Origin of the sequence: Citrobacter sp. MGH105, assembly GCF_001037485.2 — a bacterium.
Taxonomy (GTDB): Bacteria; Pseudomonadota; Gammaproteobacteria; order Enterobacterales; family Enterobacteriaceae; genus Citrobacter; species Citrobacter portucalensis.
In genome coordinates this window covers 3,839,018-3,855,372 of the sequence record NZ_CP073048.1, presented here as the reverse complement: position 1 = coordinate 3,855,372, position 16,355 = coordinate 3,839,018, and the positions used below count along the sequence as shown (strand labels likewise).

The window sequence follows — 16,355 nt, the reverse complement described above, 5'->3', positions numbered from 1 at the left end:
ATGTTAAAGCCGTTTTTCTGCCCACAGAATAAATTCCGCCTTCGGCAGCGCTTTGCTGTAAAGCCAGCCCTGACCGTACTGCACGCCGTGCTGGCGTAGCCAGGCTTCCTGATTCTCGGTTTCGATACCTTCCGCCACCATCTCCAGCTTCAACGTTTTCGCTATCTCGATAATATGTGGCGTCACGTTGTTGTACTCCAGTGCATCAACGAACGATTTGTCTATCTTCAGGATGTCGACATCCAGATCCTGTAAATAGCTCAGGCTGGAATAGCCGGTGCCAAAATCATCGATATAGATCGAGTGGCCTGCCTGACGGTATTTAGCAATAAACGGCGCGCTGTTTTTCGGGTCGGCAAACTCGCGTTCGGTTAGTTCCAGCGCGATTTGCGTAGGCTTAAGTTGCCAGTGGTTCACTTTCTGACTTAACAGAGCAGGAAGCGTCTCGGAGGCCAGATCGGCTGACTCAAGATTGATGGATATATGCTGCTCCGGATGCTGACGCAGCCATTTACCTAAATCTTCAAATACGCTTTCAATAATCAATCGTGTGAGAGGCTCTGTCAGCCCGGTCTCTTGCGCCAGCGCGACGAAAATTTCTGGCGACAGATAGCTTCCGTCAGCCTGTTGCCAGCGAGCCAGTGCTTCAGCCCCGACGACTTTTCCCGTTTTGAGCGAGATAATCGGTTGGTAGTAGACCTTGATATCCCGATGCTGGATAGCGTCCTGTAACTGGTGATGGGGCGACTGTAAGCGGCGCAAAATGCGCAAAACAAAGGCGGCGGTGAGCAATCCGATAAGAATGCCTGCCGGAAGCCAGATCAGCGCCTGTCGGTGCCAGGTTTTTTGTAACGGCAGGGTAGATGCCCAGGTTACGATCGTGATACCCAGTTCCGGGAAGGGGCGAGCGTTAAAAATATTGCCATCCTTCTGAAAATGGGTAATCGAGCTCTCTTGTTTTACATGCTGTAAAACGTCCGATGGCAGGTTGGCGCTACTGGCAACGACTATGTTGCGCACGGTTCCAATGATAGTGACTTCAATCGGCCATGAGCCAAACGGGATGACGTCAATGAAAGAACCCGGATCGACCATCACAACATAATTTTCACTCCCTAATGCCGCCATAAAACGCTTGATACCTAAATCGTTTTGCGTAGTAAGCCATGCGCGATATCCATCAGGCGTGACTTTCATCGCTGATGGAAACGCGGCGGCCTTACTTCTTTTTTCCAGGGATGAGCATTGTGGAACATTATCTTTGAGGTACAGCACTTCCTGAATATAGCGATAGCTATAGGACAAACGACGCATTTCCAGCAAATGCTCGTCACTGCAAGGCACTCCCTGAAAAGCTTCAATATTGCGTAATGCTTTTTTCGCCTGCTCGCCTACGCGTTCCGTACGTAATGCGACTCGAGTTGAGAACATGTCGAGTTCATCGATAAATTTCGTTTCGACCTGACGATGTGCCAGCCACAGGCTTAAACCTACAGGCGCGAGGATGGAAAGGAACAGTACCCCAGTCACCAGGCTTATCAAATGTCGTGTTGTCACAGTGATATCCTTATTTACACAGCGTAGGGAAAGTATATCCGAAACCCCAAAAAGCTATTCGATTGGCATCATATATTTACGGCCATTTATCATCCCGTTTAAATCTCTGTAGCGTAAATCAGGTTGTGGTTTGTACAAGAGTGGTGTATTTTGATGGTTATGTTATAACGTAACAAATTGAGGTTGCCATGAAACCGGATATTCATCCTTTTTACCGTACCGTAGTGTTTCACGATACCAGTGCCAATGAATTCTTTAAGGTCGGTTCGACCATCAAGACTGAGCGTGAAATTGAGTTTGAGGGGAAAATGTACCCGTACGTGACCCTCGATATCTCTTCTAAATCACATCCGTACTATACCGGGAAACAAAAAACCTTTGATAATGAAGGTAGTGCAGCACGTTTCCAAAAACGTTTTGGTCATTTTATTGGCGTTAAGCGGGGTTAAAATGCAGGTACTCAATTCACTTCGCAGCGCAAAACAGCGCCATCCTGACTGCCAGATAGTAAAACGCAAAGGGCGTTTGTACGTTATCTGCAAAACGAATCCGCGCTTTAAAGCAGTACAGGGGCGTAAAAAAAGACGTTAGTTTCTTTGCCAGCATTTCAGGGATTAAAGTGCGTTACCTTCGCAGGAACGCACTTTTTTTATCTGTGCTGAGATGCCGTTACTGGCTGGTCTGGGCGCGGGTAAGCGTAAAGACATCGTAAAACGAGAGTTCACCTTTGCGCGATATCATCTTTTGCAGCTGTGCTTTATGTTCGCTATCCACGGACGGTGAGTGCAGGATAGTATCGATGAGAGAGGAGGGGACAAAGCGCGTGTTGTACCATTCTCCGTTATAGCAAACTCTAAAATCCAGAACGTCGATATCTTCAAAGCGGTATCGTGGCGCAACGTCGAAAAAGAAAAAGCCGTTGAGTACAACGAACAGTACCACCAGCAGCCATACCGAATCGACTAACGTTTCTGACTGTAGCATCACCGCCAGCGTGGCAAACCACGCAACATACATGCCGATAAACAGCCCTGGGTGTTTGCGAATAAAGCTGATGCTAAAGCGCGGTTTGTTGTCGCGCTTCTCGCGAATATTTAAGTCGTCGATTGTTTCAGTAAGCAGGCGCTGTATTTCTGTCATCTCTTGCCTTCGTGATATCTGCAAAATTCAGGAGGGATCGCCCTATTTTAAAAGGGGATACCCTTTGAAGAAAGTAACAGATTAACCGCAATTTAGCATAACAGTTACATTTAAGATCACAGCGTTTTGATGATCCTTGCGGGATTGCCCCCAACCACGGTGTTTGCCGGAACGCTTTTAGTGACCACTGCGCCTGATGCCACAACCACGTTATCGCCCAGCGTGACGCCGGGATTGATCACTGCACGGCCACCTATCCAGACATTATTGCCGATAGTCACGGGCTTCCCGAACTCCAGGCCACTGTTGCGCTCGGTAGCATCCAGCGGATGGGTCGCGGTATAGATATGAACGCCTGGTGCCAGCATGCAGTTGTCGCCAATATGAATTGGACAGACGTCGAGCATAACGCAGTCGAAATTAGCGTAAAAGTCTTTACCAAGATAGATGTTATAACCGTAATCACAACGGAAAGAGGGTTCAATATAGGCTCCCTCACTCTGACCTAACAGATCGTGCAGGATTGCCTGACGCTCATTTTTTTCATCGGGTGCGGTGAGATTGTAGCGATGGATCAACTGACGAGCGCGTAGTCGGTCACTGCGCAGCGTTTCATCTGCCGGGCGATAGTATTCGCCGGCGATCATTTTTTGCTTTTCATTACGCATTACGAATTCCCTGTGTACTGAAGGTTATTTCAGCACAGTAAAACGTAATGCAGAAAAGGGGAACGTTCCCGCTTCTTTGCTGTGATCATAGTCACGCGATTTTAATTAAATAACCATTGTAAATACGAAAATGGTCAGCCAGACAACTGTACCGCTATACCTGACTTAACCTTGAGTGCAATTAGCGAATGAATTTCCAAACAGAAGTTGGAATCTTGTCGTAAAGCTTATTCATGGTCAATTCAGCAAGGCGATGATCTGCTGCTGAGTAAAATACAGCCAGTTCGTTGTCGGACAATTCATATTTATTTTTTTCAATAACGCGCTCTAGCGTATCAATTGTCTGGCAACGTCGCAGGCGCATCAAATAATCTGTTTTAGTTAATGGTTTATCGGACATAACTCTTACCTATGATTGTAATAATTTTTAACAAGACAAACTTACAGGATTAGCCCTGGTGGCATTGACAAAACAGCGAAACAGTCGATTACCTGACTTCCGCCATTTCTGCAGATCCTGCGTATTAATACCATAACTGCTGAACAACATAAAAGTGTCACCCAGGTATTCATCTATCTGCGCGATCAGCTTATTGTCCTCATTGTACTTAATTTTATAATTAAGTGCGAAGGTTGCAATATGCTCTATCAGTTCATTGAGCTGCAAGCTGGTTGCAGAGGTAGGGTCATTAACCCAGCCATGGTTACTTTGTTCAAGGTTTGCAAGACAGTCATGATACAGAGTTTCGCAGAGAAATTTAAGCTGCGCGATATCATGTCTTTTGGGTGAGTATTCATCCATAACGCATCCCCTTCTTAGTGGCTTAAACTAACCGAACACCTTTCGGGATGGATACAACAACTACCTGGAACTTGCCCGCGACTCCTGATGATTTAACTATAATCTACTCTAAAAAAGATTTCATCGTCATATCACGAAAAATTACAATTATGTAAAATTATGATGCAACGTCATTTTTACATTTTAACAGATAAATGCCGCTATTCGAAATGGGACAATTTCTTTATTCTTCGGGCAATCATCGGGTTATCTTGTTTAGGTTTAGCAACGAAAGGCAACAACCGACAATGTGAACTAGTGGATAGGATTAATCTTAATATTTATTAAAGTAAATAAGAACTCTCGCTGTTTTTTTAAGAATAGCCTTTAAGGCTGCAAGGATTATATCGCTTATTTATCCGATAGAAAATAAACGGAATGGCAATAAGTGATTTTTATGATTTTTCCAGAAAAAAGGCCGCTTGCGCGGCCTTATCTTTAGAGATGTATCAATGATGCTCTACTGAGTGGCTATGCTCAATATCTTCATTTTTGCGGCTAAAGCGGCGGCGTACCACCACAAAGAACACCGGAACAAAGAAGATCGCCAACACGGTTGCCGTCACCATCCCGCCCATTACGCCAGTACCAACGGCGTTCTGTGCACCGGAACCTGCGCCGGAACTGATGACCAGCGGCATTACGCCCAGAATAAAGGCCAGTGACGTCATCAGGATTGGACGTAAACGCATGCGTACTGCGTCCAGCGTCGCCTCTATCAGACCTTTACCCTCTTTATCCATCAAGTCTTTGGCGAATTCGACGATAAGTATCGCGTTCTTCGCCGACAACCCAATGGTTGTGAGCAGGCCTACCTGGAAGTAAACGTCGTTGGTCAGGCCGCGGAACGTTGCTGCCAGCAATGCACCGATAACACCCAGCGGTACAACCAGCATTACGGAGAACGGAATTGACCAGCTCTCGTACAGCGCTGCCAGACACAAGAACACGACGATCAATGAAATGGCATACAGGGCAGGGGCCTGGTTGCCGGACAGTCGTTCCTGGTAGGACATACCGGTCCAGTCATAACCGATACCGGATGGCAGTTTGCTGGCCAGTTGCTCCATCATGGCCATGGCTTCACCGGTACTTTTACCCGGAGCGGCCTGACCTAAGATTTCCATGGACGGCAGACCGTTATAGCGTTCCAGACGCGGTGAACCGTATTCCCAACGTGAGGTAGAGAAGGCGGAGAACGGTACCATCTGTCCATCGCTGCCGCGGACATACCAGTTTCCAATATCTTCCGGCAACATACGGTATTTCGCTTCAGACATGACGTAAACTTTCTTCACACGACCACGGTCGATGAAGTCATTCACGTAGCTTCCGCCCCATGCTGCACCCAGCGTTGTATTAATATCACTAATGGAAACGCCCAGAGCCTGCGCTTTTTCCTGATCGATATCGATCTTGAACTGCGGCGTATCTTCCAGACCGTTAGGACGAACACCGACCAACAGATCAGGATGCTTCGCGACTTCACCAAACAGTTGGTTACGCGCCTGAGTCAGCTTCTCATGGCCCAGACCAGCCTGGTCAATCAACTGGAAGTCGAAACCGGTCGCGGTCCCTAACTCCACAATCGCTGGCAGGTTAAAGGCAAAGACCATCGCGTCTTTGATCTGCGAGAATGCGCCCATTGCACGTTGAGTAATCGCTTCAACTTTGTTCTCTTTACCTGGACGTTCACTCCAGTCTTTCAAAGAGACGAATGCGATACCGGTGTTCTGACCACGACCTGCAAAACCGAAGCCGTTAACGGCAAACACCGATTCAACGTTCGCTTTTTCTTTGGTCAGATAGTAATCCGTCATTTCGTCCAGCACCTTCTGGGTACGCTCTTGCGTTGCACCCGCAGGCAGCTGAGCCATAGACAGGAATACCCCCTGGTCTTCGTCTGGCAGGAACGAACTTGGCAGACGAACGAACAGATAGGCCATGCCCACGACGATGATCAGATACAGCGCCAGATAACGACCGGTGCTACGCAGAATACCGCCTACGCTATCGGTGTAATGGTGCGTACTCTTATCGAACATGCGGTTAAACCAGCCGAAGAAGCCTTTTTTGCCTTCTCCGTGATCGCCTTTAGCAATCGGTTTGAGCATGGTCGCACACAGGGCAGGGGTCAGAATCAACGCCACCAGCACAGACAACGCCATCGCGGAAACAATGGTGATGGAGAACTGACGGTAAATTGCACCGGTAGAACCTCCGAAGAACGCCATTGGGATAAATACCGCTGACAGTACCATCGCGATACCCACCAGTGCGCCCTGAATCTGGCCCATTGATTTACGCGTTGCTTCCTTCGGCGGTAGTCCTTCCTCAGCCATTACACGTTCAACGTTCTCGACCACAACGATGGCGTCATCCACCAACAGGCCGATGGCGAGTACCATCCCGAACATCGTCAGGGTGTTTATCGAGAAGCCGAAAATCGCAAGGACGGCAAACGTACCCAAGAGCACCACCGGCACGGCGATAGTCGGAATCAGCGTCGCGCGGAAGTTCTGCAGGAACAGATACATTACCAGGAACACGAGGATGATTGCTTCCGCCAGCGTTTTCACTACTTCGTGAATAGAGATTTTCACGAACGGTGTGGTGTCATACGGGTAAACGATCTTCAGACCTGACGGGAAGAACGGTTCCATCTTCTTCAGTTCATCGCGGATAGCGTTTGCTGTATCCAGGGCGTTAGCACCTGTCGCCAGCTTGATACCCAGACCGGATGCCGGTTTACCGTTGAACTTCGCAATGATGTCGTAGTTCTCACCGCCCAGTTCCACTTTCGCCACGTCACGCAGACGAACCTGGGAACCATCCTGATTCACTTTCAGCAGAATCTTGCTGAACTCATCAGCAGAGGTCAGACGGGTTTGCGCGATGATTGATGCGTTAAGCTGCTGGCCTTTCACCGGTGGTGTACCACCTAACTGACCGGCTGCAACCTGGGCGTTCTGCGCTTTGATGGCGCTGATTACATCAACCGGCGTCAGCTGGAAGTTGTTCAGTTTGTTCGGATCCATCCAGATACGCATCGCATACTGAGAACCGAACAGCTGAACATCACCCACACCTGAAGTACGGCTGATGGCATCCTTCATGTTGGCGCCAACGTAGTCGGAAATATCCTCCTGCGTCATGGTGCCGTTGGTGTTGATTACACCGACAACCATCAGGAAGCTGCTGGATGACTTCTCAACGCTAACCCCTTGTTGCTGTACTTCCTGAGGCAGCAACGGCATGGCCAGCTGCAGTTTGTTCTGCACCTGTACCTGCGCGATATCCGCATCAGTACCAGACTGGAAGGTTAGGGTGATCTGCACGGTACCCGTGGAGTCACTGTTAGAGGACATGTACATCAGGTTATCGATACCGTTCATGTTCTGTTCGATAACCTGCGTAACAGTATCCTGTACTGTTTTGGCATCAGCGCCAGGGTAGGTCGCGGAGATCGTCACTGCTGGCGGTGCAATAGTTGGATATTGCGCTACCGGCAATTTGAGGATCGCGAGCCCCCCTGCCAACATGATGATAATGGCGATCACCCACGCAAATATTGGGCGATCGATAAAGAAATTAGGCATGTCTTAACGGCTCCTGTTTAAGTTAAGACTTGGACTGTTCAGGCTGGCTACCGCTTTGGCCTTGCTGGTTGTTATCAGCGGTGATTTCCTGCGCTTTTACCTGCGCGCCAGGACGTACTTTCTGCAGCCCAGTGACAATCACGCGGTCGCCCGGCTTAAGTCCATCAGTGACTAACCATTTGTCGCCAATCGCTTGTGCGGCGACAATTTGACGAGTTTCAACTTTATTGTCTGCACCGATAACCAATGCACTGGCATCGCCACGCGGTGTACGGGTAACGCCTTGCTGTGGAACCAGTAATGCCGTTGGGTTAATCCCTTCTTCCAGACGTGCGCGGACGAACATACCCGGCAGTAAGGTGTGATCCGGGTTAGGGAAGATGGCGCGTAACGTAATCGACCCGGTAGTTTGATCAACCGTCACATCAGAAAATTCCAGCGTACCGGACTGCGGGTATTTAATGCCGTCGTTGGTCACCAGTTCGACTTTCGCTTTGCCGTTCTCTTGCTTCAGCGTGCCGTTGGCCAGCTCTTGTTTCAGGCGCAGAAAGTCGTTGCTTGACTGCGTCACATCCACGTAGATCGGGTCCAACTGTTGAACGGTCGCCAGTGCGGTCGCTTGACCGTTTTGCACCAGAGCACCTTCCGTAACGGATGATTTACCAATGCGGCCGCTGATTGGCGACGTCACTTTGGTATAGGCCAGATTGATGCGTGCAGTTTCTACCGCGGCTTTCGCGGCGACAACGGCGGCGTTTGCCTGCTGTGCGTCTGCCTGCGCGCTATCGTAATCCTGTTGACTGATGTACTTAGTACCCAACAGTTTCTGATAACGTTTAACCGTCAGTTGAGCGATATTTGCTGCGGCTTGTGCTTTGGCCAGATCACCTTTTGCGCTTTCATAAGCGGCCTGGTAAGTCGCAGGATCAATCTGATAGAGAGATACACCCGCTTCGATGTCACCACCTTCGGTGAAATTACGCTTCAGGATAATACCGCTAACCTGAGGGCGAACTTCTGCAATGCGAAACGCACTGGTGCGACCCGGAAGCTCAGTTGTTATCTGTAGAGGTTCAGTTTTGAGCGTAACAACTCCAACCTCTGGCATCTGCTGGCCCCCTTGTTGGGCCTGTTTGTCGTCACATCCTGTTAGCGCTAAGCTGCCTGAGAGCATCAGAACGACTGCCAGAGGCGTTAACCCTCTGTTTTTGTTCATATGTAAACCTCGAGTGTCCGATTTCAAATTGATCAATGGCTTAAAGCCCATAAACCCATTGCTGCGTTTATATTATCGTCGTGCTATGGTACATACATTCACAAATGTATGTAAATCTAACGCCTGTAAATTCACTGACATATGGCACGAAAAACCAAACAACAAGCACAGGAAACACGACAGCATATTCTCGATGTTGCTCTGCATTTGTTTTCGCAACAAGGGGTATCATCCACCTCGCTTGCGGAGATCGCAAAAGCCGCTGGTGTCACGCGCGGCGCAATCTATTGGCATTTCAAAAACAAGTCGGATTTATTCAGTGAAATCTGGGAGCTAGCAAAACCTAACATTGATGAGTTAGAGACTGAGTATCAGGCAAAATTCCCCGACGATCCACTATCAGTATTAAGAGAAATTTTAATTTACGTTCTTGAAGCTACCGTGACAGAAGAACGCCGACGTTTGTTGCTGGAAATTATATTCCACAAATGCGAATTTGTCGGGGAAATGGCCTCTGTTCAGTTAGCTCAACGCCATCTTTGTATTGAAAATTACGATCGTATCGAACAAACATTGCGGCACTGTATGGATGCCAATATGCTGCCGGAAAACCTGAACACCCGTCGCGTGGCGGTCCTGTTGCGCAGCTATATTACCGGAATCATAGAAAACTGGTTATTTGCCCCCGAATCGTTTGATCTGAAAAAAGAAGCTCGGGAATACGTCGCAGTGCTGCTGGAGATGTGCCTTATGTGCCCAACTCTGCGGCTTGGCGTGGCGGAAATCCACTAAATGTTTTGGGCCTGTACCAGGAATTCTCCTGGTCGTTTTGCCTGCTGCTATTCTGCCGGTCACAGCCGTGATATTCTTTCCGCTTGACTATTTTCGGTCACTTTTCCGGTTCAGAAACGTTCACTCTCATGACTATGTTGCAGCTCTATAAACGTTCACAGCATCTTATTGCTATTACCATTCTTTTCTTCATTCTCTTGCTATCTTGCCAGTCGTCTGCTTTTGCGCGGGCGCAACAGAGTGGTGAACTGCCGACGAAAGCGGATATTCAGAGCCAACTGGATGCACTGAGTAAACAAAAAGATCTCTCCGCGCAGGATAAGCTGGTCCAACAGGATCTCCTCGATACCATCGCCACGCTGGATAAAATCGATCGCGTGAAAGATGAGACCGTACAGCTTCGTCAGAAAGTTGCCCAGGCGCCGGAGAAAATGCGTCAGGCGACGGATGCGTTAAATTCGCTCAGCGATGTCGATAACGACGATGAAACGCGAAAAACGCTGAGTACACTCTCCTTACGACAGCTTGAGTCGCGCGTGGCACAGGTTTTGGATGATCTGCAAAGCTCGCAAAACGATCTTGCTGCCTACAACAGCCAATTGGTGTCGCTGCAAACGCAGCCAGAGCGTGTGCAGAATGCGATGTACACCGCGTCGCAGCAAATGCAGCAAATCCGCAATCGACTCGATGGCACCAATGTGGGAGAGGCGGCGTTACGCCCCAGCCAGCAGGTGTTGCTGCAGGCGCAGCAGGCGCTGCTGAATGCGCAGATCGACCAACAGCGTAAGAGCCTCGAAGGTAATACTGTTTTGCAGGATACCTTGCAAAAACAACGTGATTACGTAACAGCTAACAGTAACCGGCTTGAACATCAGCTCCAGCTTCTGCAAGAAGCGGTGAACAGCAAACGACTAACGTTAACCGAAAAGACGGCTCAGGAAGCGGTAACGCCGGATGAAGCCGAACGTATTCAGTCAAACCCGTTAGTGAAGCAGGAACTGGACGTTAACCATCAGCTCAGCCAGCGTCTGATTGCCGCGACCGAAAACGGCAACAACCTGATGCAGCAGAATATCAAAGTCAAAAACTGGCTTGACCGCGCGCTGCAATCCGAACGCAATATTAAAGAACAGATCGCCGTCCTGAAAGGCAGTCTGCTGCTGTCGCGTATTCTGTATCAGCAACAACAAACACTGCCGTCGGCGGATGAACTTGCCGATATGACCAACCGGATCGCCGATTTGCGTCTGGAGCAGTTTGAGATTAACCAGCAGCGTGATGCGCTATTCCAGAACGATGCGTTTGTCGCCAAACTGGAAGAAGGGCACAGCAACGAAGTCAATGGTGAAGTCCATGATGCCCTGCTGCAGGTTGTGGATATGCGCCGTGAACTGTTGGATCAGCTGAACAAGCAGCTGGGCAACCAGTTGATGATGGCGATTAACCTGCAAATCAATCAACAGCAGCTAATGAGCGTGTCGAAGAACCTGAAAGGGATCCTCACGCAGCAAATCTTCTGGGTTAATAGTAACCGTCCGATGGACTGGGACTGGATCAAAGCCTTCCCGCAAACGCTAAAAGACCAGTTTAAGTCGATGAAAATCACGGTGAACTGGGAAAAAGCCTGGCCCGCCGTCTTTATTGCGTTCCTGGCGGGGCTACCGTTGCTGCTTATTGCCGGGTTAATCCGCTGGCGTTTGAAATGGTTGAAAGAGTATCAGGCGAAATTAGCCGCCGCAGTAGGGAATCTGCGTAATGACAGTCAGCTCAATACGCCAAAAGCGATTCTGATCGATCTGATCAGAGCGTTGCCGGCGTGCCTGATTATCCTCGCCGTGGGCCTGATTCTGCTTACCATGCAGTTGAATATCAGCGACCTGCTGTGGGCGTTCAGTAAGAAGATGACAGTCTTCTGGCTGGTGTTTGGTCTGTGCTGGAAGGTGCTGGAAAAAGATGGCGTGGCAATTCGTCATTTTGGTATGCCAGCGAAGCAGACCAGCCACTGGCGCCGCCAGATCGTGCGTATTAGCCTGGCGCTGTTACCGCTCAACTTCTGGTCGGTCATTGCTGAGCTGTCACCGCTTAATTTGATGGACGATGTGCTGGGTCAGGTAGTTATTTTCCTCAACCTGCTGCTGATCGCCTTCCTGGTATGGCCAATGTGTCGTGAAAGCTGGCGTGACAAAGAGTCGCATGGCTTGCGTCTGGTTACCATTACTGTCCTCTCAATTATCCCGATTGCATTAATGGTGCTGACGGCGACAGGGTATTTCTACACCACGTTGCGCCTGGCCGGTCGTTGGATTGAAACGGTCTATCTGGTTATCCTCTGGAACCTGCTGTATCAGACGGTACTGCGTGGATTGAGCGTGGCGGCACGGCGTATCGCCTGGCGCCGTGCCTTAGCGCGTCGTCAGAACCTGGTGAAAGAAGGGGCGGAAGGAGCCGAGCCGCAGGAAGAACCGACCATCGCGCTTGAGCAGGTGAACCAGCAAACGCTGCGCATCACCATGCTGGTAATGGTTGCCCTGTTTGGTGTTCTGTTCTGGGCTATTTGGTCTGATTTGATAACTGTATTCAGTTACCTCGATAGCATTACGCTCTGGCATTACAACGGCACCGAAGCGGGAGCTGCGGTGGTGAAAGACGTCACCATGGGCAGCCTGCTGTTTGCGATTATTGCGTCAATGGTCGCGTGGGCGCTGATCCGTAACTTACCCGGCCTGCTGGAAGTGCTGGTGCTGTCGCGACTGAAGATGCGTCAGGGCGCTTCGTATGCGATCACCACGATCCTTAACTACGCGATCATCGCCATCGGCGCGATGACGGTCTTCGGATCGCTCGGTGTTTCATGGGATAAGCTACAGTGGCTGGCAGCAGCCCTGTCGGTTGGTCTTGGTTTTGGCTTGCAGGAAATCTTCGGTAACTTTGTTTCGGGTCTGATTATTCTGTTTGAACGCCCGGTCCGCATCGGCGATACCGTGACTATCGGTACGTTCTCAGGAACGGTCAGCAAGATCCGTATCCGTGCCACCACTATTACCGACTTCGATCGCAAAGAGGTGATCATCCCGAACAAAGCATTTGTGACGGAGCGTTTGATCAACTGGTCGCTTTCCGATACCACCACGCGCCTGGTGATCCGCATCGGCGTGGCCTACGGTTCGGATCTGGATAAAGTGAAGAAAGTGCTGTTGCAGGCGGCGATGGAACACCCGAAAGTGATGCACGATCCAGAGCCTGCGGTGTTCTTTACCGCCTTCGGCGCCAGCACGCTGGATCATGAACTGCGATTATACGTACGTGAACTGCGCGATCGTAGCCACACGGTTGATGAACTGAACCGTGCGGTCGATCGTTTATGCCGTGAAAACGACATTGATATCGCCTTTAACCAGCTCGAAGTGCACCTGCATAACGCGAAAGGTGATACCGTGACCGAGGTTAAGCGTGACATCATTAAAGGTGATGATCCGACGCCTTCAGTAGGTTAAGTTGCAATCAGGGCGGCATATTTGCCGCCCTGATTGCATTTAGTGCGCCAGCGCGACCAGTTCTTCCTGCGTCAGGCCTGTAAGGTGCGTAATCAGCTCCAGTTCCAGGCCGCGGGCGAGCATTTTTTGTGCGATATTACGCGCTTCAACCTGCCGACCTTCTTCTAACCCTTTTTCCAGCCCTTGTTGTATGCCTTCCACTCTGCCTTTTTCTTCCAACCATTCGGCAATCGTCATCAGCTGTTCCTTGTACTGTGGCGCACTCTGCGCCAGATGGCGGACAAGTACGCCGGGTTCCGTGGTATTTCCTGCTTTAAGCATGTAATTAATCAAAACGTCGATTTGATATTCTGTCAGATGCTCTTGTGTTAAGAGTGTGACCAGTTGATCCAATAGCTCACTCAGATCCCGTCGACGAATATGTTTTTGCAGGAGTTCCAGCATCGCTACCCGTTGATGCTGCAAGATCTGATTATCTGGCATTACGGTCAGGTCTACCAGTGTAAATTCATTGCCGTAAAGCGCTTTCGCAAGCTTTGGTTCGCTAAACAGGTGATGCCAGTTAAGGGTATAAGGCCACGGACTTTCCATACCATGGTAAAACAGGATAGGAACGACCAGAGGTAATGTCTTATGCCCGGCGTTAAGATGGTGTTGCATGGCGGCAATTGCGTAGCGCATCAGGCGAAAGGCCATGAATTTATCGGGCTTACTCTGATGTTCAATCAGTGCGTAAACGTAGCTGGGTCCATGTGTTGTTTGCAGGGAATAGAGGATATCTGAATAGCTGGTATGTAAATCGTCCTCAATAAAGCTGCCTGATTCCAGCGTTAATGTATCCATATCGCATATATTGAGAAATGCCTCAGGCAAATGGATCTGCAAAAAATCTCGGGCAACTTCCTTTTGCGTCAGCATTTGCCGAAAGACCGCGTCGTGGGGTGTGGTGGGGAGTCGTTCCATGATCTGTCCGTTATCGTCGTGATGTTGCGACGACTCTGACACCGAAGCCAATGGCAGACCAGAGGGCAATTAATCAGTTTGCGAGGTGCCTTCCGCAGTTTTAAGTTTGTTTTCATAATCACGCATGACGATCTCCAGCGCGCGTAGCACCGTTCGTGCTGGTAGCTGATTTTCCTCAAGTAAAACAATCAAATCGACGGCCAGTTTGACCTCGTCTGGGGCGTTCTCTAATGACATAAATTCTCCGGGGATTAACGGGTTAAACGCGCCAGCACGTTTTCTATTCTTGCCAGAGCATGGCGACAGCGCGCCAGCCGCGCCTCGAATGCTTCTACTTCACGATGCAGTTTTTGCTGTTCTTCAAAGCCGGTAGCTTGAGCCAGACGCTCTTTGCGTTCACGCGTCATTTCAACCAGACGGCGTTCAAATTCCTGATGTTGGACCCGCTTGCGCTGCCAGCGCGCCAGACCTGGAGAAGCGCTGTCCCACTCTCGAAGGGACCAACTGGCGGTTTCACGTGAAATCGCCTCTAACTGTGAGGCAAGGTGTTCCGCAAGCCAGGTGATTTGTGGGAGTTGCTGCTGCTCAACGGCGCGGCGCAGGGCAGTAAGATTATCGTCAGCTTCTTCCAGGCAGGCCTGCAGCAACGTGCTGCGCGTGTGAAACAGATGCCTGTCAAAGCGGGCGCTAAGCGTTGTGTGGTGCGCCAGCGGGGCGCAATGTTGTCGCAAGCGGTTAAGCTGATTTTCGAGCGTCTGTAACAGCATGGCGGTTTTCACAACAACACTCCGATGAAAATGAGAACCGTTATGCTAAAGTAGCGATTCTCTGTGTTAAGTACTCATATTATGCAACGCATTATTCTAATCATCATTGGCTGGATAGCGGTAGTGCTAGGTACGCTGGGCGTTGTATTGCCTCTGTTGCCGACGACGCCGTTTATACTGCTGGCCGCCTGGTGTTTTGCCCGCTCATCGCCGCGTTTTCACGACTGGTTGCTTTACCGTTCGTGGTTCGGCGGGTATTTGCGCCACTGGCAAAAACACCGTGCGATGCCGCCGGGAGCAAAACCGCGCGCTATTTTGTTGATCCTGGTGACGTTTGGCATTTCACTGTGGCTGGTCAATATGATGTGGGTGCGCGGCCTGCTGCTGGTTATTCTCGCCTGTTTACTGATTTTTATGTGGCGGATCCCGGTGATTGATGAAAAACAACAAAAGCAGTAAAGCGCAATAATCGCTGTTGCAATTGTCTCTCACAGCCAGTAAATTCGACCGTTTTCGAGCACAGGCGCAGGTGGTCAAAGGTTAAGCAAGTGTAACCTTGGCTCTTATATAGACACAAAATCATTCAAGATACGTCGAGGATGAAGTGTTTAGTGCGCCGTGAAGTAATACTGTATTAATCAGGCACAAACTTATGACCGCGACAGCACAGCAGCTTGAGTTTCTCAAAAATAGCATCAAAAGCATCCACGACTACCCAAAACCGGGCATTCTCTTTCGTGATGTCACCAGTTTACTGGAAGACCCGAAAGCCTACGCCCTCAGCATTGAATTGCTGGTTGAACGCTACAAAAATGCGGGTATCACTAAAGTGGTTGGCACCGAAGCGCGTGGCTTCCTGTTTGGCGCGCCGGTAGCGTTGGGGCTGGGCGTCGGCTTTGTTCCGGTACGCAAACCCCGTAAGCTTCCGCGTGAAGTTATTGCTGAGACCTATGAGTTGGAGTACGGCACCGATCAGCTGGAAATCCACGTTGATGCCATCAAACCTGGCGATAAAGTGCTGGTTGTGGACGACCTGCTGGCAACTGGCGGCACGATTGAAGCGACCGTAAAGCTGATCCGCCGTCTGGGTGGTGAAGTTACCGATGCTGCTTTTATCATTAACCTGTTTGATCTGGGCGGCGAACAGCGTCTGGAAAAACAGGGGCTTACCTGTTATAGCCTGGTTCCATTCCCGGGCCACTAATTTAGGGCTATCTTTTTTGCCATTTTGGCCCCAGTCAGTGCTCGAAATCCTCACGTACTGCGTGTACGCTCCGGTTTCTGTGCGCTGCCCGAAACCAAACTGACTGCAACGATA

General features: G+C 49.9%; 16 protein-coding genes. 6 read left to right on the top strand and 10 right to left on the bottom strand.

The genetic code is table 11. The features are described from left to right. Nucleotides 1-3: 3 nt before the first annotated feature. Nucleotides 4-1,557 (bottom strand): EAL domain-containing protein, encoded by a 1,554-nt coding sequence (locus SK35_RS18635; protein ID WP_048214784.1) that lies wholly within the window; start codon nt 1,555-1,557, stop codon nt 4-6. 188 nt (nt 1,558-1,745) lie between these two features. Between SK35_RS18635 and SK35_RS18630 the strand changes: the two genes are divergently transcribed. Both SK35_RS18630 and ykgO read left to right on the top strand, forming a co-directional pair. After that, on the top strand, nt 1,746-2,006 hold the full coding sequence (locus SK35_RS18630; protein ID WP_008783961.1) for a type B 50S ribosomal protein L31: 261 nt from the start codon (nt 1,746-1,748) through the stop codon (nt 2,004-2,006). Between the two features lies 1 nt (nt 2,007). After that, on the top strand, nt 2,008-2,148 hold the full coding sequence (ykgO, locus tag SK35_RS18625; protein ID WP_005125190.1) for a type B 50S ribosomal protein L36: 141 nt from the start codon (nt 2,008-2,010) through the stop codon (nt 2,146-2,148). A 78-nt stretch (nt 2,149-2,226) separates the two neighbouring features. On the opposite strand, the gene SK35_RS18620 is transcribed toward ykgO, so the two are convergent. From SK35_RS18620 to acrA, 6 genes are all read right to left on the bottom strand, one after another. Then, the gene (locus tag SK35_RS18620; RefSeq protein WP_020996574.1) at nt 2,227-2,697 is read right to left on the bottom strand and encodes a YlaC family protein; all 471 of its coding nucleotides are present in this window, start codon (nt 2,695-2,697) and stop codon (nt 2,227-2,229) included. Between the two features lie 116 nt (nt 2,698-2,813). Next, nucleotides 2,814-3,365, bottom strand: coding sequence for a maltose O-acetyltransferase (gene maa, locus SK35_RS18615; protein ID WP_003835924.1), 552 nt, complete (start codon nt 3,363-3,365; stop codon nt 2,814-2,816). Nucleotides 3,366-3,546: 181 nt separating this feature from the next. Further along, entirely contained in the window at nt 3,547-3,765 is a 219-nt protein-coding gene (locus tag SK35_RS18610; protein ID WP_002892050.1) for an HHA domain-containing protein, read from the bottom strand. Nucleotides 3,766-3,792: 27 nt separating this feature from the next. Further along, nucleotides 3,793-4,167 carry an Hha toxicity modulator TomB gene (tomB, locus tag SK35_RS18605; protein WP_048214783.1) on the bottom strand — a complete coding sequence of 125 codons (375 nt, stop codon included), beginning with the start codon at nt 4,165-4,167 and terminating at the stop codon, nt 3,793-3,795. Between the two features lie 488 nt (nt 4,168-4,655). After that, nucleotides 4,656-7,805, bottom strand: a complete 3,150-nt coding sequence (gene acrB / locus SK35_RS18600; protein ID WP_008783964.1) for an efflux RND transporter permease AcrB — start codon at nt 7,803-7,805, stop codon at nt 4,656-4,658. Nucleotides 7,806-7,827: 22 nt separating this feature from the next. After that, nucleotides 7,828-9,021: a multidrug efflux RND transporter periplasmic adaptor subunit AcrA gene (gene acrA, locus SK35_RS18595; RefSeq protein ID WP_032942549.1), complete on the bottom strand. Its 1,194-nt coding sequence runs from the start codon at nt 9,019-9,021 to the stop codon at nt 7,828-7,830. 141 nt (nt 9,022-9,162) lie between these two features. On the opposite strand from acrA, the gene acrR reads away from it, so the two are divergent. Both acrR and mscK read left to right on the top strand, forming a co-directional pair. Further along, a complete protein-coding gene (gene acrR, locus SK35_RS18590) occupies nt 9,163-9,813 on the top strand; it encodes a multidrug efflux transporter transcriptional repressor AcrR (protein ID WP_003831045.1) in 651 nt (216 codons plus the stop codon). Nucleotides 9,814-9,941: 128 nt separating this feature from the next. Next, a complete protein-coding gene (gene mscK, locus SK35_RS18585) occupies nt 9,942-13,307 on the top strand; it encodes a mechanosensitive channel MscK (RefSeq protein ID WP_048214782.1) in 3,366 nt (1,121 codons plus the stop codon). 39 nt (nt 13,308-13,346) lie between these two features. On the opposite strand, the gene SK35_RS18580 is transcribed toward mscK, so the two are convergent. From SK35_RS18580 to priC, 3 genes are all read right to left on the bottom strand, one after another. Then, the gene (locus tag SK35_RS18580) at nt 13,347-14,270 is read right to left on the bottom strand and encodes an Rpn family recombination-promoting nuclease/putative transposase (RefSeq protein WP_048214781.1); all 924 of its coding nucleotides are present in this window, start codon (nt 14,268-14,270) and stop codon (nt 13,347-13,349) included. 69 nt (nt 14,271-14,339) lie between these two features. Beyond that, the gene (gene rsmS / locus SK35_RS18575) at nt 14,340-14,507 is read right to left on the bottom strand and encodes a pleiotropic regulatory protein RsmS (RefSeq protein WP_065772037.1); all 168 of its coding nucleotides are present in this window, start codon (nt 14,505-14,507) and stop codon (nt 14,340-14,342) included. A gap of 14 nt (nt 14,508-14,521) precedes the next feature. Continuing rightward, nucleotides 14,522-15,049 carry a primosomal replication protein N'' gene (priC, locus tag SK35_RS18570; RefSeq protein WP_048214780.1) on the bottom strand — a complete coding sequence of 176 codons (528 nt, stop codon included), beginning with the start codon at nt 15,047-15,049 and terminating at the stop codon, nt 14,522-14,524. Nucleotides 15,050-15,118: 69 nt separating this feature from the next. Between priC and SK35_RS18565 the strand changes: the two genes are divergently transcribed. Beyond that, on the top strand, nt 15,119-15,496 hold the full coding sequence (locus SK35_RS18565; protein WP_008783969.1) for a DUF454 family protein: 378 nt from the start codon (nt 15,119-15,121) through the stop codon (nt 15,494-15,496). 193 nt (nt 15,497-15,689) lie between these two features. Further along, the gene (apt, locus tag SK35_RS18560; RefSeq protein ID WP_003021759.1) at nt 15,690-16,241 is read left to right on the top strand and encodes an adenine phosphoribosyltransferase; all 552 of its coding nucleotides are present in this window, start codon (nt 15,690-15,692) and stop codon (nt 16,239-16,241) included. The last annotated feature ends 114 nt before the right edge of the window (nt 16,242-16,355 follow it).

Coding starts and splice junctions, on each gene's coding strand:
- mscK (WP_048214782.1), top strand. CDS start 9,942: ATGACTATGTTGCAGCTCTATAAACGTTCACAGCATCTTATTGCTATT.
- SK35_RS18610 (WP_002892050.1), bottom strand. CDS start 3,765: ATGTCCGATAAACCATTAACTAAAACAGATTATTTGATGCGCCTGCGA.
- apt (WP_003021759.1), top strand. CDS start 15,690: ATGACCGCGACAGCACAGCAGCTTGAGTTTCTCAAAAATAGCATCAAA.
- acrR (WP_003831045.1), top strand. CDS start 9,163: ATGGCACGAAAAACCAAACAACAAGCACAGGAAACACGACAGCATATT.
- acrA (WP_032942549.1), bottom strand. CDS start 9,021: ATGAACAAAAACAGAGGGTTAACGCCTCTGGCAGTCGTTCTGATGCTC.
- SK35_RS18620 (WP_020996574.1), bottom strand. CDS start 2,697: ATGACAGAAATACAGCGCCTGCTTACTGAAACAATCGACGACTTAAAT.
- SK35_RS18565 (WP_008783969.1), top strand. CDS start 15,119: ATGCAACGCATTATTCTAATCATCATTGGCTGGATAGCGGTAGTGCTA.
- rsmS (WP_065772037.1), bottom strand. CDS start 14,507: ATGTCATTAGAGAACGCCCCAGACGAGGTCAAACTGGCCGTCGATTTG.
- acrB (WP_008783964.1), bottom strand. CDS start 7,805: ATGCCTAATTTCTTTATCGATCGCCCAATATTTGCGTGGGTGATCGCC.
- SK35_RS18580 (WP_048214781.1), bottom strand. CDS start 14,270: ATGGAACGACTCCCCACCACACCCCACGACGCGGTCTTTCGGCAAATG.
- tomB (WP_048214783.1), bottom strand. CDS start 4,167: ATGGATGAATACTCACCCAAAAGACATGATATCGCGCAGCTTAAATTT.
- SK35_RS18630 (WP_008783961.1), top strand. CDS start 1,746: ATGAAACCGGATATTCATCCTTTTTACCGTACCGTAGTGTTTCACGAT.
- ykgO (WP_005125190.1), top strand. CDS start 2,008: ATGCAGGTACTCAATTCACTTCGCAGCGCAAAACAGCGCCATCCTGAC.
- maa (WP_003835924.1), bottom strand. CDS start 3,365: ATGCGTAATGAAAAGCAAAAAATGATCGCCGGCGAATACTATCGCCCG.